Source organism: Serratia sp. JSRIV001 (assembly GCF_019968745.1).
Lineage (GTDB): Bacteria > Pseudomonadota > Gammaproteobacteria > Enterobacterales > Enterobacteriaceae > Chania > Chania fonticola_B.
Genome location: NZ_CP074147.1, coordinates 5,576,049 through 5,599,227, shown reverse-complemented (window position 1 = coordinate 5,599,227; position 23,179 = coordinate 5,576,049). Strand labels below are relative to the sequence as shown.

The following is a 23,179-nucleotide window of genomic DNA, read 5'->3' as shown; positions in this document are numbered from 1 at the left end:
GGGCTACTCCGTCAGAATGGTCAGTATTTTTTGTTTCAGCGCATCGATGCCGACGCCGGAAATAAACGGCATGCCGTGGACCAACGGTATATCGCCAAACTGCCGGTCGACACGGGCGGTGGTGCAGATCAAATCGGCATCGTCCATATAGGTTTCAATCTCGGTCACGCGGCACTGCACCAAATCCAACTCGATGTTGTGCTCCGCGCACAGCTCTTTGATCTCTTCTGCGGCCATGGTCGAGGTGGCAACGGCACCGCCGCAGGCAACGATAATTTTACGTTTCACAGTGTGGCTCCTTCATATTCTGTTTTTTGTTGTGGTCGGGAGGGCGGAGTGAAAACCCGCTGGGCAAAAATTTCGCCCAATTGGTCCTCGGGGGCGGTCAGTAGCGCAGTGATAAACTCGGGGTGCTGCAACTGGCCAAACAGCGTGCGCAGTAAAACCAACTGCGCAGCCGGGTCGGTGACGATCAGCGCGATAATCAGCGCAACGTCGATCGTGCCGTCATCATCCGCCTGAGCGAAGGGAACGGCATGGTCAGGGCGGATCAGATAAATAGCCGGAGCACGTGCATGCTCCGCTTCACAGTGGGGGATGGCGACCGCGTGCTGCTCAAGGGCTATGCCGGTGGGATAAGCGCTCTCACGCACCAGCAACGCCTGCGGGTAGCTGTTGTGAACGACCCCGGCGTTGAGCATGGTGACGCCAATGTGCTCCAGCGCCTGCTGCGCGTCGGCAAAGCTGATGCCAGTGCGAACGAACAGTTGGCTGTTATGCATGGACCATCTCCTCGGCGTTTTTAGCCCGCTCTGCGGGGGCACAGCCGAAGCGATAAGCGCGCAGCACATCCTGAATCTTGTCGATCATCAGTGCGTGGGGTTGCTTCGCCAGTTTGCGCTCCATCACGCGCTGATATTGCAGCGGGAAGTATTGGCTAAGCAGGCCCGCGGGGATCTCTTGCTGGTCGAGGTTATTGAGCAGCGTCGTCATACTTTGGGCAATACGCGGATGAGGCCAGTAGTAGCGGATACGATCCGACAGGCTGAAATGCAGATCGATCAGCGAGCGGCTGAACGTCGGGTGATAATACTTTTTCCAGTAATCCGGTTCGTCGAGCATTACGGCGTCAATCACCGCCAGGATCTGGCTGCGTTTTTCCGGGGCAATCAGGGCCTGTTCGATATTGGCCAAGGCAAACACCGCTTCGCGTAGGGCAAACGTAAGAGCCGGGCCAACCTTGAGAATGGCGAAGTGATCGCGCACCAGTTGCTGATAGGCTTCACGCGTTTGATAATCGGTAGAGTGCGCCTCATAAACCAACGGCGTGGTGGTAATAAATTGGGAGAGCTCACGGGCAAGCTGTGGTTGGTAGGCGATCACTTGTGAGTGGTCGAACTCCACCCCTGGCTGCACTACCACGGCGATGATCCTCGGGATCGCCGCTGCCAACCCAGCCTTGCGGAACGCCTGATAGTGAGTTTCCAGCGTGGCGGCGGCATCCGTCGCGTGAGTGATATGTACGCTGCCAATGGCGGAAGACTCTCCGCCTGGAACCGGCACCTCGGTCCCAATCACATAGGTTAGCTGCTGTTTTTGCTCTGGGGTAGCGACCCGTTCGGCGACCTGGCACAAACGGGCGGCGCGTTCTGCCACCACATTGGGATCTAACGGGATCGGATCGTCGGCGCAGGACATGGATGCATCCAGATGGATCTTGCTGAATCCGGCGGTAACGTAGTCGGCGATCAGCACTTCCGCTTTCGCCATTGCGCTGGCGGCGGGTTCATTTTGCCAACAGTTCGGGCCTAGATGGTCGCCCCCTAACAGCAGCCGGGAGAGCGGAAAGCCGACGGTTGCCGCAATATCGCAGACAAACTGCCGGAAATCCGCCGGTTTCATGCCGGTGTAACCGCCAAACTGATTAACCTGGTTGGATGTGGCCTCGATCAGCACCTGGCGATCGCTGTGCAGATCCAGGCGTAATGCGGCCTCAATGACTAATGGGTGTGCCGAACAGACAGAGCAGATCCCGATCGGCTCCCCTGCTTTATGTCGTGCGATGATATTTTTCATTCTACCCTCCGTTTTCTTACGAATATAATCGTAATGTTTCGAAAGGTTAGCAATGCACTTTTCTATTATTCGTGATCAAGATCGAAAACTTTACCGCTATTTTTCCGTGCTAGTGCTTTCAGTGTGAGGAATTAAGTTAACGAGCAGGATAGGTTTAGTTATTTAAAATCAGTTAATTATAGAGGATTGATAAAGAGAGGCGTCGGCATACGCAATAAAGTGAAAGCCGTTATTGTGACGAGAGGATGCCCTCACTCCAACCCTCTCCCACAGGGAGAGGGAGCTGTTAGCCCTTGCTCTTTTGGAAGTAAAGAGGTCATCTCATTAAACGCGATCGTCCCCTTATCCAAGGTGCGTCACTGAGTTTTCAGACACACTTGATCGGCTCCCTCTCCTTTAGGGAGAGGGAGCTGTTAGCCCCTGCTCTTTTGGAAGTAAAGAGGTCATCTCATTAAACGCGATCGTCCCCTTATCCAAGGTGCGTTACTGAGTTTTCAGACACACTCGATCGGTCCCCTCTCCCTGTGGGAGAGGGTTAGGGTGAGGGGCCGTTACCATGCTGGTGTATTTCACAGCCTGCCTTCGCAGCCACAAACCTGAATCACCTTTTGCACCACCTGCTGCATCGCCAGCTTGGCGGGCTGCATATAGTGGCGCGGATCGTTGGCCTGCGGATGCTCCGCCAGATGCTGTTTCAGCGCATCGGAAAAGGCGATTTTAAGCTCCGTCGCCACGTTCACCTTGCAGACACCCAGCCGAATCGCCTGCTGAATATCGGCGTCCGGCAAACCCGACGCACCATGCAGCACCAATGGCACGCTGACCCTGTCGCGGATCTGTCCAAGGCGGATGAAATCCAGCTCTGGCTTGCCCTGGTAAAGCCCATGTGCCGTACCAATCGCCACCGCCAGTGAATCGATGCCGGTGGAACGCACAAACTCCTCGGCCTGTTGCGGCGAGGTATAGCGGGCATCCTTGGCATCGACGCTGATGCCATCTTCAACGCCACCAAGCCGCCCCAGCTCTGCCTCAACGCTGACATCATAACGATGGCAAAACTCGGTCACCTGCCGCACCAGGGCGACATTTTCCGCAAAGGGCAGGTGTGAGCCATCAATCATGGCCGAGCGGATCCCAGCATGCACTTTAGTTTCAATATCTTGCAGGGTTTCATGGTGATCCAGATGTACCGCCAGCGGGATGCGGTATTCGGCGGCCAGCTGTTTGACAATGGCGACCACGTTAGCCGTTCCCGCATAGAGATAGGTGCTCGGTGTACCGGCCAGGATCACTGGCGAGCGCATGTGTGCGGCGGTTTCTGTCACCACCTGCATGGTTTCCAGGTTATGAATGTTGAAGGCAGGTACGGCATAGCCCTGTTGTTGTGCCTTCTTCAGCATATGGTTGGTCGAAATGATATACACCGCCTGCCTCCTGTTTTCTTTTGTTACGGTATCTTTCGATATTCATCATCTGATCGAAAGGTAAAATAAGCAAACAGTTATTTTGCGGTTGTGATGAGGATCGGCAAAAGATCGGGGGAAAATGAGGCTGAAGCAGGGGGGATGGAGAAGGGAAAAGTGGATGGCCGCCCAGGCAGGCGACCATCATCGAACTTATTCTGGTACGACCCAGTTCACCAGGTGGTGACCGATACCGGACGGCACCAGTACCTTGTGTAGCCACGGCAGCACGTTGTTCATCTGCTGTTCCAGCTTCCAAGGTGGGTTAATCACGATCATGCCTGAAGCCGTCATCCCGCGTTGATCGCTGTCGGGTTTCACCGCCAGCTCAATTTGCAGGATACGGCGGATGCCGGTCGCTTCCAGCTCTTTGAGCATGCGTTTGATCTGCTGGCGCATCACCACCGGATACCACAGGGCATAGGTGCCGGTAGCAAAACGTTTGTAGCCTTCCTGAATACCTTTCACCACGTCTTGATAATCGGTTTTCATCTCATACGGTGGGTCCATCAGGATCAGGCCACGGCGTGACGGAGGTGGCAACTGCGATTTTAGCTGCTGGTAGCCATCGGCACGCTGCACTTTGGCGCGCTCGTCTTTCTGGAATTCGTTACGCAACAGCGGGAAATCACTTGGGTGCAGCTCTGTCAGATGGATTTTATCCTGCGGGCGCAGCAACTGGCGGGCGATCAGCGGTGAGCCTGGGTAGTAGCGCAGGGTGCCGGAACGGTTGAAGTTGTGCACTACGCTCATGTAGGCCGCCAGCTCTTCTGGCAGATCGTCACGTTGCCACAGCAGGCCGATGCCTTCCAGGTATTCCCCGGTGCGCTCGGCATGCTCACCGCTCAGCTGATAGCGCCCGGCACCGGAGTGGGTATCCAGGTACAGCAGCGGCTTATCTTTTTCTTTCAGCGCCTCAATGATCAGGCTCTGAACGGTGTGCTTGAGCACGTCGGCGTGGTTGCCGGCGTGAAAACTGTGGCGGTAACTTAACATGGCGTTTTGTGTTTCCTGATTTTCGAGTTATTTTCAATAAAATCAACTCATTAAATGCAAAAGAGTTCTGCGTGTTTACTGCAAACTCGTAGATCAACGAATTTAAGCTACCAAGTATAAACCGCCTTGCTGGTAAAAAGCGAAAAGCGTTGCAGCCTGCAGGGATCTACGCCGGTATAGTCAAGAATAGGTGATAGCTATGAGGAATTTGCCTTGATTGTTCTTTATACAATGCCGAATTTCAATTATATTAGTGGATGAGTAAATGGAAATACTTTCTTATAAGGCAACCGGAGGCCGCGATGAAAGATAGAATATACCCCAACTATCTCACGGGAAATAATTCCACTCTCTTCCCCACACCACCCGATCATGGCGCCTATGCCCGACGAATTGCGGAAGAAAAATTCCAGGCTTGTATGAATGCCGAACAGCGCCACATCATGCTGCTTACCAAAGAAGAAGCCTATGATGTTCTGGAGTGCTTTGGAGAGTTTGGCAGAGGCGATCGGCAGCATGATGAGGGTTTTCTAAATATCACACGTGATGAAGGGTTGGACTATCTGGGATATGCTGCAACCTATAGCGGCAACGCAAAGGATTTCTACTCTGCGGCGGACCTGGTCAGGAAGTTGGGGGGCTTTGGGATTGCCGCCATCATTTATGTCGGAAGAAACGGCGAGAAGTTAATCAAGATCACCGGCTACCCAGGTATTAGACGGATCTTAAATGGAACGCGTTATTCGTTAAATAATATGCAGGTTGTACAAATTGGGGTCGGGGTAAAAGGGCTTAATCATACTGCTATACAGGGCATGAAATGGAGTATATATGTCTCTTTGGCCTACCGTAGCCTGGAGTTTATACTAAAGGATGAAAGCACTGCGGCTAGTTTTTTAGGAAATGTAACTAGTGATATTGTCAAAGCGGTTGTCGTTACTGTTATCATGAGAGCAACATCGTCCGCGTTGTTAATAGGTGCGGCTGTTTCCTTAGGTGGTGCTATTATTGGTGTCGCCATTGTAGCGTTTTTTATTACGATGGGTCTAGAGTATTTAGACCGGGAGTATGGAATCACTAATAAAATTATAGAAAAAATAAAGGAAATGGAAGCGCAGACACCAAGGGTTTCAAGTGTGTTAGGAACAAATAGCCAAATTTTATACAATAAACCATGAAAAATAAATTAATAACCAACGTGGGCGAGACAGTTACAGTAAAAGAGCGTTTAAGTTCTTTGCTTGTCGCCGGGATTTTTTCTTTAGGTTGCATTTTTGCACCAAGTATTATTAGCAACTATATCATCAGCTTTACCTATCCTGATGTTGTTTCATTTAACAGGTTGGAAACTTTCATTTTAGCAATTATTCCTGCAAGTGCCGTATATTTCCTTATGTTTTTCCATTTGTCTATTACCGGCAAAAATTATCTAGCTAAATTCAAGCCTATACTTATATACTCTTTACGCCTTACCGCTTTTTTGCTTGTTGTCGCCTTTATTTTTAATTGGCATTTTACCACAGTGTTGGATCAGCATGGCTATGGCACCTGTTGGAAAAGAAGCTTGTATTCGGAGACGCTCTATATTAAAGATGCCGAGGAATGTAAAAAAAGAGGATCAGAGGTACTTAGAAAGCCAAGACCAGCTTACCAAAAATAGAATCACCGGTTGATATGATGATAGTGAAGTATGAAAAATAAAATTGATTTAGAAATAACCTTTACTGAGATACTTAGCTTTCTCTTTACCTTTGTTTTTGGGTTGCTTGGGGTTTTATTTACACCATATATTTTAAAAAACGAACTATTACCTTACTTATCATACCCAGATGTTGTGTCATTTTATCGAATGGCGAATTATATGGTGGCAGGTTTCTTTGGATTCGTAATGATGATGGTGATGTCAGGTTATATCTTGGTTACAAGAAGGAAAGATTTAACGAAAATAAAGAAATTTAGCATGTTGTGTATATATTTAACGGTTTTATTGTTTGTACTTGTGACTGTTTTTAATTTACTAGCTCCCTATATCAAAAAGGTTATGGCACTTGTTGGAAAAAAAAGTTTATATTCGGAGGCGCTCTATATCAAAGATGCCAGTGAATGTAAAAAAAGAGGAACCCAAGTGCTTAAAAGACCCAGCGCTGTTTATAGCCGTTAGGGCCTCTTGGTAAGAGAGACCCTGCTAGTCGTTAATAAACTCTGTCGTCCCATACGCTATAACCTGAGGTGCCAGCGATATGGTGTTGGCAAATAATATCTTTATAACGTACGGAAATAATTTCTTCGGGTTGTGCACTGGAATGCGTTAAGCAGTGGGGATAGTTTATGTTGAAATCTACGATGGTTGCCTCTCTGAGTTCGATCGTGTAGTACAACTCTTGGGCACCATTTTGTGATGTGCGGTAAAAATCAAACTTAAGGTTAAGCAACTCGTTATTAGAAATAGCCAGCAAAAACAAAGGAGATGATTTATCCTGTGGTTTAACAAAAATCACTGGGTTATGCATCACATTTTCGCCCCGGCTGATGTTATGCGCGAGCTTAAGAACAAGTATCTGGTTTTCGTGGCCTAATTGGTGCTTGTTACCGATCGAATCCGCTGTAGAACACCCTGCCGATATCAACCCTTGTTGTTTTCCATTAATCGTTGCGTAGATATTATTTGCCATGATGAACTCCTTGTCATGTAATTCGTGGCTGGGGTTGGTTAAAAATAGACCGAACCATTTTGTATCAAAACAACCTCAATTAACATGGTTTTTAGCGCACAGGCTGATTTTTTAGCTAGGAATAATAATATTCATCAATAAATAAAAATGACTCATAAAGTATGCTGTATGTATGTGAGCGTGTTTGAAACGTGTATTAACGCAAATGAGAGCATTTTATAGGTACTTAGCGGGGAGGTATTCTTGTCGCTTTCCTACTTAATCTACTTAATGCAATTGTGGCCTATCTTCCTCACTAAACGATCCGCGTGAGTGAAGAAACAGGTTTAATCACACGCATGACCATTGATTTTCCCGCTGGTTGGCACCATGTTAGAAAGAAGCTTATCTTTGTCTGGCCTGATGTGCGCATCGGGTCCACCACCCTAATCAGGACTGCCTCTATGACCAATGCGTTGCTGACACCGTTTGCCTTACCGCCGTTTTCTGCCATTCGCCCTGAAGATATCGTTCCTGCGGTGACATCCGCACTGGCCGACTGCCGTGCTGCGGTTGAGCGCGTCGTGGCACAACCAGGGCCGTTTACCTGGGAAAATCTGTGTCAGCCGCTGGCCGAATCTGACGATCGCCTGTCACGCATCTGGTCACCTGTTGGTCACCTAAACTCGGTGAAAAACAGCCCGGAACTGCGCGAAGCTTACGAGCAGGCGCTGCCGCTGCTTTCCGAATACGGTACTTGGGTGGGCCAGCATGAAGGGCTGTACCAGGCCTATCGTAATCTGAAAGACGGCGAAGGCTTTGCCAAACTGACCGCGCCACAGCGCAAGTCGGTAGAAAACGCGCTGCGTGATTTTGAGCTATCGGGCATTGGCCTGCCAAAGGAAAAACAAAAGCGTTACGGCGAGATCGTGGCGCGTCTGTCTGAACTGGGTTCGACCTACAGCAACAATGTGCTCGATGCCACCATGGGCTGGAGCAAGTTGATTACTGATGTGAATGAGCTGAGCGGCCTGCCGGAAAGCGCACTGGCCCAAGCCCAGGCGATGGCACAGGCCAAAGAGCAGGAAGGCTGGTTGCTGACGCTGGACATGCCGAGCTATTTGCCGGTGATGACCTATGCCGATAACCAGGCGCTGCGTGAAGAGATGTATCGCGCCTTCACCACCCGTGCCTCCGATCAGGGGCCGAATGCTGGTAAGTGGGATAACAGCGAAGTGATGGCGGAAACGCTGGCTCTGCGCCACGAACTGGCACAGCTGCTGGGTTTTGCCAGCTATGCGGACAAATCATTGGCGACCAAGATGGCAGAAAGCCCGGAGCAAGTGCTCGGTTTTCTGAGCGATCTGGCCAAGCGCGCTCGCCCACAGGCAGAGCAAGAACTGGCACAGCTACGAGCCTTTGTCAAACAGCACTATGGTGTGGATGAGTTAGAGGCTTGGGATATCAGTTATTACGGAGAAAAGCAGAAGCAACATCTGTTCTCCATCAGTGATGAGCAACTGCGCCCCTACTTCCCGGAACAGCGCGTGCTGGAAGGGCTGTTTGAAGTGGTTAACCGTATTTACGGTATCACCGCCAAAGAGCGTCAGGGTGTTGATACCTGGCATCCAGAGGTGCGTTTCTTCGATCTGTTCGATGCCAAAGGTGAACTGCGCGGCAGCTTCTATCTGGACTTGTATGCCCGCGAGAACAAGCGCGGTGGTGCATGGATGGATGATTGCGTCGGTAGCCTGCGCAAAGCCAATGGCGAATTGCAAAAACCGGTTGCCTATCTCACCTGTAACTTTAACCGCCCGCTGGGTGACCAGCCGGCGCTGTTTACCCATAACGAAGTCACCACGCTATTCCATGAGTTTGGCCACGGTCTGCATCATATGCTGACGCAGATCGATACCGCTGGGGTTTCTGGTATCAACGGTGTGCCTTGGGATGCGGTAGAGCTACCAAGCCAGTTTATGGAAAACTGGTGCTGGGAGCCGGAGGCATTGGCGTTTATCTCTGGTCACTTCCAGACCGGCGAACCACTGCCGAAAGCCCTTCTGGACAAAATGCTGGAAGCGAAAAACTATCAGGCGGCGCTGTTTATCCTGCGTCAGCTGGAGTTTGGCCTGTTCGATTTCCGTATGCACGCCGAATACAGCCCGGAAAAAGGGGCGCAGATCCTGCCAACCCTGGCCGAGGTGAAGAAAATGGTGGCGGTGATCCCTTCGCCGAGCTGGGGCCGTTTCCCACACGCATTCAGCCATATCTTTGCCGGTGGCTATGCGGCGGGTTACTACAGCTACCTGTGGGCGGAAGTGTTGTCGGCAGACGCCTACTCGCGTTTTGAAGATGAAGGGATTTTCAACGCTGAAACCGGTCAATCCTTCCTCGATAACATCCTGTCACGCGGGGGTTCCGAAGAGCCGATGGAATTGTTCAAACGCTTCCGTGGCCGTGAACCGAAGCTGGATGCTATGCTGCGCCATTACGGTATAAAAGGGTAACCCGCCAAGTGAGCGTGTTTTTATTGTGTGAAGCAGGCGCCGATCCCGGCGCCTTGTCTATTTTGGCCGATCGTTGGCAGCTAACCAGCGACGAAAATGCGACGATGGCGCTGGTGCTGACGCCAGAACGGTTGGAGCTGCGCAAGCGCGATGAGCCAAAGCTTGGCGCTATCTACGTCGATTTTATCTCTGGCCCGATGGCCCATCGGCGGCGTTTCGGCGGTGGCCGTGGCGAAGCGGTGGCCAAAGCGGTAGGCATCAAAGGCAGCTATGTGCCTAACGTGGTGGATGCCACTGCCGGGTTAGGGCGTGATGCGTTTGTGTTGGCATCGCTGGGTTGCCAGGTTCGCATGTTGGAGCGTGATCCGGTCGTCGCTGCGTTGCTGGAAGATGGTTTGCAACGGGGCTATCAGGACGCGGAGATCGGTCTTTGGCTGCGTGAACGCATGACGTTGCTTCATGCCTCCAGCCTGACGGCGCTGAGCGATCTCGATCCACGCCCGGAAGTGGTGTACCTCGACCCAATGTATCCGCATAAGCAGAAGAGTGCGTTGGTGAAAAAAGAGATGCGGGTATTTCAGTCGCTGGTGGGCAGTGATGATGATGCCGACGGCTTGCTGGAGCCTGCCCGCAGGCTGGCGACCAAAAGGGTCGTGGTGAAACGACCGGACTATGCCCCTCCGCTGGCCGATGTTCCCGCTCATGCTGCCACGACCACCAAAAATCACCGTTTCGATATTTATATGCCGCTGTAAGATAAACGTGAGGGGGCATTCATTGAGCCTCCTCACATTTCCCATGTTCATTCTGCAATGTCACTGGTAACGCTGAGATGTGCGTCGCATAATCCTGTTTAATTACAATCAACTATAATGAAACAACATGATGAAAAAGACGCTGCTTTCCCTGCTGCTTTGCTTGAGTACCTCTGCCATGGCCGCTGAACCGGTAAATATCACCATTCTGGGCACCTCCGATCTGCATGGCACCTTTGTGCCTTGGGATTACTCTACCGACACCGAGAACCTGGCGGGCAGCCTCAGCCAGATAGCCACTCAGGTGCATAAAGTTCGTGCCCAGCAGCCGAACGTGATCCTGGTCGACGCCGGGGACACCATTCAGGGCAACTTTGTTGAAACCTTCAAGAATGACAAAACCAGCCCGATGATCCTCGGCTTTAACGCGCTCGACTATGACGTGTGGGTGATGGGCAACCACGAGTTCGATTTTGGCCTGAAGGCGCTGGCAACCCCACTCAGCCAGTTCAAAGGCACCGCGCTGGCGGGCAATATCGTCTGGGACAGCGGCAAGCCTTATCTGCCTGCCTATAAGATCGTTGAGCGCCAGGGGGTGAAGATTGGCATTATCGGCATGGATACGCCGATGACCGCTGAGTTTGCCAAGGGCACCGATCGCATCGACGGCCTGACGTTTACCGATCCGGTGCAGGCGGTGAAAAAGGTGATCCAGCAGATCCACGGCCAGGTGGATGCCATCGTGCTGGTGGCCCACATGGGGATCGATAATGAGAACCAGCGGCCAGGCACTGGCGTGGGCGATATCGCTCGAGCCAACCCGGAGCTGGCGGCGATCGTGGCCGGGCATATGCACGTCAAGGTGGATAAAGAGGTGATCAACGGCGTGATCGTCACCGAGCCGGACAAATACGGCCGTGCGCTGTCGCGTATCGATCTGCAATTTGAGCAGCAAAATGGCAAATACGTACTGATCAATAAAGACAGCTACACCTATCCGATCAAAGGCATCAGCTCCGATAAAAAGCTCGAAGAGATCTACCAACCGTTCCATACCATCCTGCGTGCCAATGCCAACCGGCCGATTGCGCAACTGACCGGTCAGGATCTGGTGCCGCCGGATGCGGTAAAAGGTATTCCACAGGTACATATTCAGGATACCGGCATCAGCGCCCTGTATCAGGAGGCTGCTCGTCACTACGCACCTAAGGCGCAGGTGATCGCGTTGCAGATTGATAACGACAGGCCGAAGCTGAACGTGGGCACCATCACCGCCAAGGATATCGCCTTCAACTATCAATATGCCGGTGGTGAAATCACCGTCTACCAGTTGACCGGTAAAGAGCTGAAAAAGTACATGGAGTGGTCAGCGGACTACTTCAACCAGCAGCATGATGGCGATGTCACCTACAGCTTTAACCCACAGCGTCGATCGTCCAAATACTCAACCAATGACTTCTTTGATGGTGTGACCTATACCATCGATCTGCGTAAACCCGTTGGGCAGCGCATCACCGAGTTGAAGTTGAACGACGGCACCCCGGTGACCGACAGCACGCCGATCCAGTTGGGGATGAACAGTTATCGCATGGCCCACCTGACGCAAAAAGGCGGCGTACTGGAAGGTATGCAGTTCCCGGTGCTGTCAGATACCAAGGCGGAATTTGGTGAGGAAGCGGGGACTATCCGTAATCTCACCATTCGCTATCTGACCGAGGTGAAGAAGGGTGAATACCAGGGCAAAGCGATGCACCGCTGGAAGCTGGTGGGGCTGGAAGGGTACGAACGTGAGCGCAAGATTGTGGACAAGTTGCTCAATGACGGCAAAATCAGCGTGCCAACCACCGATGATGGGCGCTATACCAACGTGGCCTCCATCAACGTCAAAGAGTTATTGTTCAGTGACCCGCAAATGATGAAGCAACAGATTGCGGCACTGCAACAACAGGCGCAAGCAGCGACCGATCCGGTCATCAAACAGCGGCTCAATGATCGGTTGGTGATTATCGAAGCCATTAATTGAGGTAATACTCAGTTAACCAGATAAAAAAATGCCGGCGAATCTGCCGGCATTTTTCATTCAGGATAAGGTTAGAGCACGCCCTGAGCCAGCATCGCATCGGCAATCTTAACGAACCCGGCAATGTTGGCGCCGTGAACGTAATGCGTTTGCTTGCCTTCGCCGCCGTATTCGACGCAGGACTGATGGATATCCGCCATGATGTGACGTAAACGGATATCGACCTTCTCTGCCCGCCAGTTAAGGCGCGCGGCGTTTTGCGCCATCTCCAGCCCGGAAGTGGCAACACCACCGGCGTTGGCGGCTTTGCCCGGTGCGAACAGCACGCCCGCTTCCAGGAAGGCATCGGTGGCCTGGATGGTGGTTGGCATATTAGCGCCTTCTGCCACGGCTTTGACCCCGTTGCGGATCAGCACCTGTGCGGCTTCCAGATCCAGCTCGTTCTGGGTGGCACAAGGCAGGGCGATATCCACCGGCACGTTCCACGGGCTTTCACCAGCCAGATAGGTCAGACCACGCTCGCGGGCATAATCGGCAACTCGGCCATAGCGCTGGTTCTTGATTTCGGCCAGATGCGCCAGTTTTTCAGTGGTGAAGCCAGCTTCATCCACCACGGTACCGCCGGAATCGGAAACGGTGATCACCCGCGCGTCCAGCTCCAACGCTTTCTCAATGGTGTATTGCGCCACGTTACCGGAGCCGGAAACCGCGACACGCATCCCTTCAAAGCCCAGACCATGGCGCTGCAGCATTGAATCGGTGAAGTACACCAGGCCGTAACCGGTCGCTTCCGGGCGGATCAGGCTGCCGCCGAACGACAGGCCTTTACCGGTGAATACGCAGCTGGTGTTGTTGGACAGCTTTTTCATCATGCCAGCCATAAAGCCCACTTCGCGGCCACCTACGCCGATATCCCCGGCTGGCACGTCGGTATCTGGGCCCAGGTGACGATAAAGTTCGGTCATCAGCGATTGGCAGAAGCGCATGATTTCGCCCTGGCTTTTGCCTTTGGGATCAAAGTCTGACCCCCCCTTGCCACCGCCCATAGGTAGCGTGGTCAGGGCATTCTTGAAGGTCTGTTCGAAACCCAGGAACTTCAGAATGGAGGTGTTAACTGAAGGGTGGAAACGCATCCCCCCTTTGTACGGCCCAATGGCGGAGTTGAACTGGATACGGTAGGCGCGGTTTACCCGTACTTTGCCCTGATCATCAACCCAACTGACGCGAAACTGAATGATACGCTCAGGCTCTACCAGGCGCTCTAACAGGGCATGGTCACGATAATGGGGGTTACGTTCGATGAATGGCCACAGAGAGGTAAAGACTTCACGCACTGCCTGCAGATATTCCGGTTGATGCGAGTTATGACGTTGTAAGGATTTTAGAAAGGATTCTAGCGATACAGCCTGTTCCATGGATAGCTCCTGTTTAGCATATTGGTTCCCCTGTTTTTATGATGTGTCTCACAGTTGGGGAGGATGTTGTGTCTACCTCGACTATATCACTGTGGGGTGGCTGATTAACAAGCAATAAATAACAGGAAACCATGAAAAACGCCCGCGCAGGGCGGGCGTTGGCCAAACAGGTTAGCGAATGCTTACTTTTCTTCGTCGCGCAGCGGCACAATCAGCATATCAATATGTACCGTATTGATTAACTGGCGCGCAGAGGACATCAACTTGCTCCAGAAATCCTGGTGGTGTCCACACAATACCAGGTCCATATCGTATTTCTTAATCGCATCAACCAGCACCTGCGCCAGATCGCCGCTGCCGCTCAGGGTTTCGGTGATGGGATAGCCCGCATTTTGCGACAGCTCGGTTAACGCATGGTGGGTTTCTTCGGAAATACGCTTTTGCATATCGCCAAGGTTGACGTCGATCAGGCCGGTATACAGATCGGAATAGTTTACATCAACGTGGATCAGAGAGACTTTGGCATTGTACGGCCGCGCCATTGATACCGCTTTCTCGACCAGGATTTTACTTTCCGGTGATAGGTCAACCGCAATCAGTATGTGTTTGTAAGCCATGAGAATACTCCTTCCATATAATGCCGATTAAAGGGGGCAGGCATTCAGTGTTCCAGCTTGGCGCTTTCGCCTTACCTGCATAGTACCATCCAGATAACACAATGATATGTTGGGGCGATCACACTGCACCGCATCAATCACCCTTGTTTATACGTTTACCCCACCCGTTTTACACCGACGGGGCAAAAAATCCTATGGCTTATACGGCTATTCGCCGTTTGAACGATTGAATTATAAGCATTGTTGCTCAAAGTATAGCTTATGACGGTTATCCGAGCGGAGAGTGGGTAGATGAAGAATTTGGCCCTGACTGTAAATTTTATGCGGCACCGGGATCTGTTTGCGTTTCATTATTCTACACTAGTGAATGTGGACCCCACTTATTTCCTCTGATCGCTGTAAGGCCTGTTCATCAAGCGGTCAGAGGTTGTGGGTAGCAACGGGTCCGTAAGGTGCTAGGGGGATGGGAGCCAAGGCTCCGGCAGCATAAGGTATGAAGTAGGGCCGTTGGCCCGGCGGGTGTCCGGGATAACAACGCCTTGAGGGGGCTATCATGATTAGTACCGTCGCGCTGTTTTGGGCATTGTGTGTGGTCTGTGTGATTAACATGGCCCGGTATTTTTCTTCTCTGCGTGCGCTGCTATTTGTTTTACGCGGCTGCGACCCGTTACTTTACCAATACGTCGATGGCGGAGGGTTCTTTACTTCGCATGGCCAGCCGAGCAAGCAGATACGGCTGGTGCGCTATATCTTTACGCAACGCTATATGGAGCACCACGACCCGGAATTCATTCGCCGCTGTCAGCGTGTCCGCAGCCAGTTTGTGCTGACTTCATCGCTGTGTGGGCTAGTGGTGATCAGCCTGGTGGCATTGGCGATCTGGTATTAGCCCGGCGATAGCAAGGCAAAAAAATGGCGGCCACTTTGGCCGCCATTGTTGTATCGAGCAATCGTTAAATCATTTTCAGCGCCAGCCAATACAGGCCACCGGAAAGCAAAATCGAGACTGGCAGGGTCAGAACCCAGGCCAACAAGATGCTCTTGATGGTTTTGCTCTGCACGCCACCGCCATCTACCAGCATCGTTCCGGCAACCGCCGAAGACAATACTTGGGTAGTGGAAACCGGCATACCGGTATAGCTGGCCACGCCAATCGACAGGGCGGCCGTCATCTGTGCCGACACCCCCTGAGCGTAGGTCATGCCTTTCTTACCGATTTTCTCACCGATAGTGGTAGCAACGCGTCGCCAGCCCACCATGGTACCGAGGGACAGCGCCAGGGCTACCGCGACGATAATCCAGGTTGGTGCATATTCAACGGTTTCCAACAGGTCTGAACGCAGATTCTTCAGGAAGCGTTGATCTTCCACTGAGGTTTCTGGCAGCTTGGCCACCTTGTCTGCAGTCTCGGTCACGCACATCAGCAGGCGGCGCAGATGGCTGCGCTGCTCTACCGTCAGCTGATCGTAGTTTTGCAGATTGTTCAGCAGGTCCAGAGAGCGCTCAACGGCAATCAGGGCACGTGAGCTGTCGCAGTGGAACTCAACCGGTTGATCAGGCGTTGGAGCCGCATTCTGAGGCGCAGGAACCAACGGCGTCTGTGTGGCCACGTGTGCCAGAGAATCGCCATGCTTTTGGTAGAATTGCTGCAGGTGGCTCACGGCATCGCGGGTACGGGTGATGTCATAACCGGTCGCGCTCATGTTGAGGACGAAGCCGGCAGGGGCAACACCGATCAGCACCAGCATAATCAGGCCGATACCTTTCTGACCGTCATTGGCACCGTGTGAGAAGCTCACGCCGATAGCCGACAGGATCAGAGCGATACGTGTCCAGAACGGTGGCTTACGTTTGCCATCGACCTTTTCACGTTCCGCCGGTGTCATATGAATACGCTGACGTTTTTTGGTATTGCTCCAATAGCGGCGCAGCATGAACACCATCAGCCCGGCAATGATCATCCCGATCAACGGGGAGAAGATTAACGACAGGAAGATGCTGATCATTTTTGGCACGTTCAGCGCGTCGACCACGGAGGTGTTGGTCACCAACGCATTGGTCAAGCCGACACCGATAATGGCGCCAATCAAGGTGTGGGAACTGGAGGCCGGTAACCCAAGATACCAGGTACCGAGGTTCCAGATAATTGCCGCCAACAACATGGAGAAGACCATGGCTAACCCGTGTGCTGAACTGACGTTCAACAACAGATCGGTTGGTAGCAGGTGCACAATGGCGTAGGCAACACTCAAACCGCCGAGCATCACGCCAAGAAAGTTGAACAGGCCAGCCATAACGACCGCAAGTTGCGAGCGCATAGCACGGGTGTAAATTACAGTAGCGACCGCATTGGCCGTATCATGGAAGCCGTTAATGGCCTCATAGAACAGCACGAACAACAATGCGAGAATTAACATCAGGCCGGTATGGAAATCCAGGCCAGTGAACAAATGCAGCATAAGCGTTACGCCAGGTTTGTGGACATGAACGCCGCGCATTATCGGCGACAACGGGTGTCGGGGAAAAGGAAAATATGACGTTTTTTTGATTTCTCTGATGTACAAGGGGTTTGAACACTGTTGAATCGATGCAATTTCAGCATGTTACTGCCGTTTATGTCCGTTACATTTTCTTACGTTGGCGTTGTCCTGCCGATGCCTTTACAATCCCCCACCGCGGATTTAGCGGTATACAGGCACGTAAAAGGCGTAAAATACGCTCTTGTTGCCGCGATTGTTGTGGTTATTGCAAAGAGAGGTTTGGGTGGAACAGTTTGATGTTGTCGTCATTGGCGCGGGTGCCGCAGGGATGTTTTGTGCTGCGCAGGCAGGGCAACTGGGTTGCCGGGTGCTATTACTCGACAACGGCAAAAAACCGGGCCGCAAGATCCTGATGTCTGGCGGTGGGCGCTGTAACTTCACCAACATGTCCGTTGAACCGGCGGCCTACCTCTCGCATAACCCCCATTTCTGCAAATCGGCATTGGCACGCTATACCCAATGGGATTTTATCGATCTGATTAACCGCTACGGCATCGCCTACCACGAAAAAACCTTGGGGCAGCTGTTCTGTGATGATTCTGCACAGCAGGTCGTCGATCTGTTGGTGCAAGAGTGCGAACTGGGTCAGGTGGTAACGCGCCTGCGCAGCGAGGTCCTGAGCGTCGAAAAAACCGACCAGGGCTTTGAATTGGCACTTAACGGCGAGAGTGTGAGTGCTCGCTCACTTGTGGTGGCGAGCGGTGGGCTTTCCATGCCGGGTTTGGGGGCCACCCCCTTTGGCTATAAGTTGGCGGAACAGTTTGGCCTGAAAGTGTTGCCGACCCGGGCCGGTTTGGTGCCCTTTACGCTGCATAAGCCGCTGTTGGAGCAATCCCAGGCGCTGTCTGGCGTTTCGGTTCCCGCAGTGGTCACAGCGGAAGATGGCACCAGCTTTCGTGAAAGCATCTTGTTTACGCATCGGGGGCTTTCTGGTCCGGCTATCTTGCAGATCTCCAGTTACTGGCAGCCTGGTGAGTTTGTGAGCATTAACTTACTTCCAACGCTAGACCTGGTGGGCTTCCTTAACGAACAGCGCCAGGCACATCCTAACCAGAGCCTGAAAAACACCCTGGCTTTGCACTTGCCAAAGCGCCTGGTGGAATTGCTGCAAGAATTGGGGCAACTGCCGGAGGCCACGTTGAAGCAACTCACTCCAACGCAGCAGGCAGCGTTGGTTGATAGTTTGCAAGATTGGCGCGTACAACCCAATGGCACTGAGGGTTACCGCACCGCAGAGGTGACCCTGGGCGGTGTGGACACCAAAGAGCTTTCTTCCAAAACCATGGAGGCGAGTAAGGTGCCGGGCCTGTACTTTATCGGTGAGGTGGTGGACGTGACAGGATGGCTGGGGGGTTATAACTTCCAGTGGGCCTGGAGTTCCGCTTGGGCCTGCGCGCAGGCTTTGGCTGCGCAGAAATCTTAAAGAGACGGCAGGCATTCCTGAACCTGCTCGCCATGAAGAGGCGCGGCATGCGGCGCCTTTTCAGATAATAAATGGTCTATTTTAAGAACTTAAGAGATAGGAACATCGGAAGTAATTCTGAATAATGGGCTCGGCTCGTGCGTTGAGGCAAGCGCACTCTGATTCAAATAATAACAAGGAAAGTTCTGCTGATGAAAATCAAATGCGGTTTAGCATTACTGGCTTCTCTGGTGCTGGTTTCCGGCTGTAGCCAAAAGATTTCCTCTTCACGCGTGGCGGCTGATCCTGCCGCTGCACCGGCTCCAGTCGCCCAAGAACATAAACTGGGAACGGCATGGGGTGAGGACGTTTACTCCAAAGTGACCACCGTTGACGCGAAGCGTATGCATTCCTCTCCAGACAGTGTCGCCAAAGTGTTGTACAGCGCGGCCGCTTCCAATAATGGGCAGTACACCAATGAGATCGTGTTGTCTTCCGTCAGAATGCGGGTGCAGACCGAAAACAATCGGGATTTCGCGCTCAATCGTTATAAAAATGGCGAGTTTTCATTCTCTGCCAATGACGGCGAGCGCTACCAGCTGTTCTTCTATAACACCAGCCCCAGCAAAACCTATGAGGTGGTAACCGCTGTTGACGGCCTGGACGTGATTTCTGGCCGCAGTGGTTCACTGCGTAATTCCGGCTATCTGGTCTCCCCAAAAGGAACCCTGGTGATTGAGGGCTTCCGTAAAAGTGATTCGTCCGTTGCCGCATTCCGTTTTGCAAAACCGGATGACTCCTACGCTGCGAGTTCACTGGCGGGGGAAAAAGAGAATGTCGGCGTGATTGGTGTGGCGGTTTATGAAATGGCCCTGCCGGGCCTGCCTGATTGCCAACCGCAGGCGTTCCCTGCGGATGCTAAATACGCCCCTGCTCCCTGCAAGAAACCGTAATTGCGTGAACGTGGCCTCAAAATCTGAGGCCACGTTCAGGCTTCGGGCCTGTTTCCAGCTTCCTCAGACACCCTAGACATACCGGCAGCTCCTGACCCCCGTAGCGGCTATCGCCTCATCGCAGGGTGAACGCTTACCTTTCGGCCAGCAAGACCTTGCTCTTGGCCGTTTTCGAGACAATAAATGGCGTACAGGAATAATCTGGTTGGTAATAACTTTACAATTACAACTATCGTGTTTATTCAGAATATCCTTCTGCATCATGCGAACGCATTTTTCTATTGTTTTTAATCGGTAATTTACCGAAAAATCTGTTTTTTTTTACCCAATTTAGGTTAGGGATAGATAGATTTCGCAGTAGGAATTTTATCTTTTCTAAGTGAAAAATGTGGCGTTATAGAAATTCTGCGAATTATCTTAGCCATTGACGGGATATAAAAATTTGGCGATCTTTATGCAATGTGACCTATATCAATAAACCATGGCCGGAAAAACCTATCTTGTATAGGGCCAGCTTGGTTAGGGGCGTTTGTGGTTTGTTGTTAGTCGTTAATGCATGTTAACGTGCTGATTATTAATCATATCTAGGCAAGGCAATCAGTCTCAGAGGAAAGTGGTTATGCCATGGAGTCATGAAATTCAACAGGCAATTACCTTGTTACAGGCATGCCAACATCGCCATTCGGACAGCCTGCCCTGTCCGGCCAGGGGGGATGAACCTGGCGCAGTAGGCACTTGCGCAGAAAAAATCATGCCGTCAATCATCCTGCTTAATGCGTTTGCCGATGTACTTCCGCAGCATCAGGAATTACATCGTCTTGGTATGGTGCTGGAGGCCCAGGGCCGGATCAACAAATTGACTCAAGGGGAGAGCTACAGCCAAAGCGCACTGGCGTATTTACGTGCGCAAATCGAATCCTGACAGTTCCATCTCTACCCCTTGTATTTTAGCGAGGGGTTGCTTTTTGGTTCGTATGGTACCGGCTCATTATTAACGAGCTATTTATTTCACCGTACTTTGAACTTATGCCCTTGGATAAGGGGGGGGAGGGCCAATATAGGGTAGAACGCCCGGGTATTTTATCGATATAATTCTATTTCCGCAGAAAGTATTATTAATTGCTTTTACACGTATACCTATTATCGTGCCGTTGGGGGCGAATGGGGCTAAACTACTACATTATTAACACGGCCAGCCGTACATGCGTAGTATTATTAATGTGCCAAGAGCGACCTTGACTCCTCTCGGCTCAGCAACATTTTATTCAGCTTGGTTCTATACTGCATCAACCGCTCTCCACATGCGCTGAGCTGGCCGGTTTGCAGAGCGATTAACAACTTGCCTGAATTTTTTTACTGGCAGAAAATACCCTCATGGATTTCAGCTGGCAGCCAGCAGTTCGCCGCTGAAAGAGGAGAGTCGCGCAACAAGCCGGAGTGAGCATGAAGGGCAGTAATGAATTACTGGTATTGGAAGGCATCCATTATCAAATTGACGAGCAGGTTATTCTGGATGCCGTTTCTTTCACCCTGAAGTCGGGCGAATTTAAGTTGATCACCGGGCCTTCGGGGTGTGGCAAGAGTACTTTGTTGAAGATCGTTTCCTCATTGCTTAGCCCAACTCGTGGCAACATCATTTTCAACGGTAAAAATATTGATGACGTTGCCCCAGAAGAGTACCGCAAGCAGGTTTCTTACTGCTTCCAAACGCCAGCCCTGTTTGGTGACACCGTCTACGATAACCTCGCGTTACCCTATCAAATTCGTAAACTGAAACCCGATGAGAAGAAAATCCGCCAGGATCTGACACTGTTGGCCTTGCCGGATAGCATGTTGAAAAAAGGTATCAACGAGCTCTCCGGCGGTGAGAAACAACGTATTTCCTTGATCAGAAATCTGCAATTTATGCCAAAGGTACTGCTGCTTGATGAGATCACCAGTGCTCTGGATGAAGATAACAAACGTAACGTCAATGAGTTAATCCGCCGCCTGGTGGCCGAGCAAGGTCTGGGGGTACTATGGGTTACACACGATAAGGATGAAATTGCGCATGCGGACGAGGTGATCACCCTGCCGCTGAGCCGCATCGATAGCCAGGAGAAAGCTCATGAGTCAGCATAATATCACCAACGAATCATTAGGCTTGTCGATGCTCCTGGTGATTGTCGCCATTCTGATCAGCCACAAAGAGAAGCTGGCACTGGAAAAAGACATTATCTGGAGCATTTGCCGTGCGGTGGTACAGTTGGTTATCGTCGGCTACGTTTTAAAATATATCTTTGATTTGGATAATGGACTATTAACGGTGTTGATGGTGCTGTTTATCTGCTTCAATGCAGCATATAACGCGAAAAAGCGCAGTAAGTATATCGATAACGCGTTTACCATTTCGTTTATTGCCATTACTGCAGGGGCGACGTTGACGCTGGTAGTGCTGGTACTGAGCGGCTCGATTGCCTTTACGCCAATGCAGGTGATCCCCATTTCCGGCATGATTGCTGGCAACGCGATGGTGGCGGTGGGTCTGTGCTACAACAACCTTGGGCAACGTTTTAAAGACCAACAGCAGAAGATCCAGGAAATGCTCAGCCTGGGAGCATCCCCCAAATTCGCTTCTGCGGCTCTGATCCGTGACAGTATTCGTGCATCGCTGATCCCGACGATAGATTCCGCTAAAACGGTTGGTCTGGTAAGCCTGCCAGGAATGATGTCCGGTTTGATCTTTGCTGGTATCGATCCGGTAAAAGCCATCAAGTATCAGATTATGGTGACATTTATGCTGCTTTCTACCGCCAGCCTGTCAACCATCATCGCCTGCTATCTGGCTTATAGGAAGTTCTACAACCAGCGTGAGCAACTGGTGGTTCATACGCTCAAATAGGCACTTCTCGCCCTACGCAGTATGTGTAAAGCGAGGCTCTCTGTAGCCTACGGACAGCTTGTGCGTTTATCCTTGCAGCAATGCAATACTGTGGCGGATCTCGCGTTCGATATCGCCCTCTGTCCAGGTGTTTAGCTGTGAAGAGAACGGCTCGAAGGCATAGATCCCCCGGTAGCCCAAACGTTCCAGGTTCTGTACTTGGGCTACGCTTGCCAACCGATCTTTATCGCTCAGCATAATGCGTTGTTCATCGCTTAATGCGCCTTTGACGAGCGGATCCTCAACGCCAGAGAGATGCACCAAACCAATCTGCTCAACCCGGATCTGAGCGTCAAACTCTGGTTGTGCAACGTTGCTAAGATAGTGGTGGAACGTATCCAGCACTATCTTATAGGGTGCGCCAGAATTACGAATGATTGCCTGTGCCAGCAAGGAAGAGCGCAGTGAACTTATGCCAAACCCCAATGGTTCCACGTAGCCCTCAACGCCGTACTGTTTGAACAGCGGAGCGAGTAGCCGTAGTGCAGCCAGCGTATCTTCCCTCTTTTGTGATTCACTGCGCCGGTCGCTCGCGTTGCAATGTGGGCACATCACCACCGCCTTGCTATGGATGGCTTTTGCCTGAACCAGCAACGCTTCAGCGTTTTTCAGCAATGCTGCTTGATCTTCCAGCAGGTTGAACATTCCCAGCGCGTTGATGGTGACGATCTCAATGCCGAACTCTTCGGCCAGCGCGTTTAACTGCTCGTTGCTCAGGTTGTCGGACACTTTGCCACCCGACATATCGTTGCGCAGTTCGACCTTGTTTAACCCACATCTTTTCACCAGGCGGAAGAAGTTCTCCAGAGTGAGGTTGGGGGCTATCTTACGGTTGATACAAAAACGTGCTAACGCAATGGCCAT

The 23,179-nt window shown here is 51.7% G+C and carries 22 protein-coding genes; 12 read left to right on the top strand and 10 right to left on the bottom strand.

The genetic code is table 11. From position 1 onward, the window contains the following. Positions 1-3: 3 nt before the first annotated feature. The 5 genes from gatB to KGP17_RS25970 form a co-directional block, all read right to left on the bottom strand. Complete coding sequence (gatB, locus tag KGP17_RS25990; RefSeq protein ID WP_021181786.1) at positions 4-288, bottom strand: PTS galactitol transporter subunit IIB; 285 nt, start codon at positions 286-288, stop codon at positions 4-6. Beyond that, the gene (gene gatA, locus KGP17_RS25985; RefSeq protein ID WP_021807402.1) at positions 285-782 is read right to left on the bottom strand and encodes a PTS galactitol transporter subunit IIA; all 498 of its coding nucleotides are present in this window, start codon (positions 780-782) and stop codon (positions 285-287) included. Before gatA ends, gatB begins: the two co-directional genes overlap by 4 nt. Further along, positions 775-2,076, bottom strand: a complete 1,302-nt coding sequence (gene gatZ, locus KGP17_RS25980) for a tagatose-bisphosphate aldolase subunit GatZ (protein WP_094982418.1) — start codon at positions 2,074-2,076, stop codon at positions 775-777. The genes gatA and gatZ overlap by 8 nt, the downstream gene beginning before the upstream one ends. Before the next feature lie 569 nt (positions 2,077-2,645). After that, complete coding sequence (locus tag KGP17_RS25975; RefSeq protein WP_223498596.1) at positions 2,646-3,500, bottom strand: tagatose bisphosphate family class II aldolase; 855 nt, start codon at positions 3,498-3,500, stop codon at positions 2,646-2,648. Positions 3,501-3,692: 192 nt separating this feature from the next. Continuing rightward, the gene (locus KGP17_RS25970) at positions 3,693-4,535 is read right to left on the bottom strand and encodes a 23S rRNA (adenine(2030)-N(6))-methyltransferase RlmJ (protein WP_021181782.1); all 843 of its coding nucleotides are present in this window, start codon (positions 4,533-4,535) and stop codon (positions 3,693-3,695) included. 302 nt (positions 4,536-4,837) lie between these two features. On the opposite strand from KGP17_RS25970, the gene KGP17_RS25965 reads away from it, so the two are divergent. Genes KGP17_RS25965 through KGP17_RS25955 form a run of 3 tightly spaced genes read left to right on the top strand, consistent with a single transcriptional unit; the run spans position 4,838 to position 6,696 of the window. Then, positions 4,838-5,713: a hypothetical protein gene (locus KGP17_RS25965; RefSeq protein WP_081367014.1), complete on the top strand. Its 876-nt coding sequence runs from the start codon at positions 4,838-4,840 to the stop codon at positions 5,711-5,713. Continuing rightward, positions 5,710-6,195 carry a DUF1240 domain-containing protein gene (locus KGP17_RS25960; protein ID WP_037376508.1) on the top strand — a complete coding sequence of 162 codons (486 nt, stop codon included), beginning with the start codon at positions 5,710-5,712 and terminating at the stop codon, positions 6,193-6,195. The genes KGP17_RS25965 and KGP17_RS25960 overlap by 4 nt, the downstream gene beginning before the upstream one ends. Before the next feature lie 30 nt (positions 6,196-6,225). Continuing rightward, on the top strand, positions 6,226-6,696 hold the full coding sequence (locus tag KGP17_RS25955; protein WP_223498595.1) for a hypothetical protein: 471 nt from the start codon (positions 6,226-6,228) through the stop codon (positions 6,694-6,696). 31 nt (positions 6,697-6,727) lie between these two features. On the opposite strand, the gene KGP17_RS25950 is transcribed toward KGP17_RS25955, so the two are convergent. Beyond that, positions 6,728-7,207 (bottom strand): Hcp family type VI secretion system effector, encoded by a 480-nt coding sequence (locus KGP17_RS25950; RefSeq protein WP_037376510.1) that lies wholly within the window; start codon positions 7,205-7,207, stop codon positions 6,728-6,730. A gap of 443 nt (positions 7,208-7,650) precedes the next feature. Here KGP17_RS25950 and prlC point away from each other — a divergent pair, with 443 nt between their 5' ends. The 3 genes from prlC (at position 7,651) to KGP17_RS25935 (ending at position 12,471) form a co-directional block, all read left to right on the top strand. Continuing rightward, positions 7,651-9,693: an oligopeptidase A gene (gene prlC, locus KGP17_RS25945; RefSeq protein WP_223498594.1), complete on the top strand. Its 2,043-nt coding sequence runs from the start codon at positions 7,651-7,653 to the stop codon at positions 9,691-9,693. Between the two features lie 8 nt (positions 9,694-9,701). Next, positions 9,702-10,448, top strand: coding sequence for a 16S rRNA (guanine(1516)-N(2))-methyltransferase RsmJ (gene rsmJ, locus KGP17_RS25940; protein ID WP_059199427.1), 747 nt, complete (start codon positions 9,702-9,704; stop codon positions 10,446-10,448). A gap of 130 nt (positions 10,449-10,578) precedes the next feature. After that, positions 10,579-12,471, top strand: coding sequence for a bifunctional UDP-sugar hydrolase/5'-nucleotidase (locus tag KGP17_RS25935; protein WP_223499728.1), 1,893 nt, complete (start codon positions 10,579-10,581; stop codon positions 12,469-12,471). Positions 12,472-12,539: 68 nt separating this feature from the next. Here KGP17_RS25935 and gdhA read toward each other — a convergent pair whose 3' ends face one another. Next, positions 12,540-13,883 (bottom strand): NADP-specific glutamate dehydrogenase, encoded by a 1,344-nt coding sequence (gdhA, locus tag KGP17_RS25930; protein ID WP_021807409.1) that lies wholly within the window; start codon positions 13,881-13,883, stop codon positions 12,540-12,542. A 182-nt stretch (positions 13,884-14,065) separates the two neighbouring features. Beyond that, a complete protein-coding gene (gene uspA, locus KGP17_RS25925) occupies positions 14,066-14,500 on the bottom strand; it encodes a universal stress protein UspA (RefSeq protein WP_021181773.1) in 435 nt (144 codons plus the stop codon). 553 nt (positions 14,501-15,053) lie between these two features. On the opposite strand from uspA, the gene uspB reads away from it, so the two are divergent. Next, entirely contained in the window at positions 15,054-15,389 is a 336-nt protein-coding gene (gene uspB, locus KGP17_RS25920; protein WP_021181771.1) for a universal stress protein UspB, read from the top strand. 64 nt (positions 15,390-15,453) lie between these two features. On the opposite strand, the gene pitA is transcribed toward uspB, so the two are convergent. Next, positions 15,454-16,959 (bottom strand): inorganic phosphate transporter PitA, encoded by a 1,506-nt coding sequence (gene pitA, locus KGP17_RS25915; protein ID WP_218520167.1) that lies wholly within the window; start codon positions 16,957-16,959, stop codon positions 15,454-15,456. A gap of 304 nt (positions 16,960-17,263) precedes the next feature. Here pitA and KGP17_RS25910 point away from each other — a divergent pair, with 304 nt between their 5' ends. From KGP17_RS25910 to fetB, 5 genes are all read left to right on the top strand, one after another. Next, positions 17,264-18,463 (top strand): NAD(P)/FAD-dependent oxidoreductase, encoded by a 1,200-nt coding sequence (locus tag KGP17_RS25910; RefSeq protein ID WP_065683979.1) that lies wholly within the window; start codon positions 17,264-17,266, stop codon positions 18,461-18,463. 191 nt (positions 18,464-18,654) lie between these two features. Continuing rightward, the gene (locus KGP17_RS25905) at positions 18,655-19,395 is read left to right on the top strand and encodes a lipoprotein (RefSeq protein ID WP_021181768.1); all 741 of its coding nucleotides are present in this window, start codon (positions 18,655-18,657) and stop codon (positions 19,393-19,395) included. Between the two features lie 619 nt (positions 19,396-20,014). After that, positions 20,015-20,317: a hypothetical protein gene (locus KGP17_RS25900; protein WP_021807412.1), complete on the top strand. Its 303-nt coding sequence runs from the start codon at positions 20,015-20,017 to the stop codon at positions 20,315-20,317. 521 nt (positions 20,318-20,838) lie between these two features. Continuing rightward, complete coding sequence (gene fetA, locus KGP17_RS25895; RefSeq protein ID WP_021181766.1) at positions 20,839-21,516, top strand: iron ABC transporter ATP-binding protein FetA; 678 nt, start codon at positions 20,839-20,841, stop codon at positions 21,514-21,516. Further along, the gene (fetB, locus tag KGP17_RS25890) at positions 21,503-22,276 is read left to right on the top strand and encodes an iron export ABC transporter permease subunit FetB (protein WP_021807413.1); all 774 of its coding nucleotides are present in this window, start codon (positions 21,503-21,505) and stop codon (positions 22,274-22,276) included. The genes fetA and fetB overlap by 14 nt, the downstream gene beginning before the upstream one ends. Positions 22,277-22,342: 66 nt before the next feature. Here the strand turns inward: fetB and KGP17_RS25885 are convergent, their stop codons facing one another. Then, complete coding sequence (locus KGP17_RS25885; protein ID WP_179248678.1) at positions 22,343-23,179, bottom strand: TIM barrel protein; 837 nt, start codon at positions 23,177-23,179, stop codon at positions 22,343-22,345.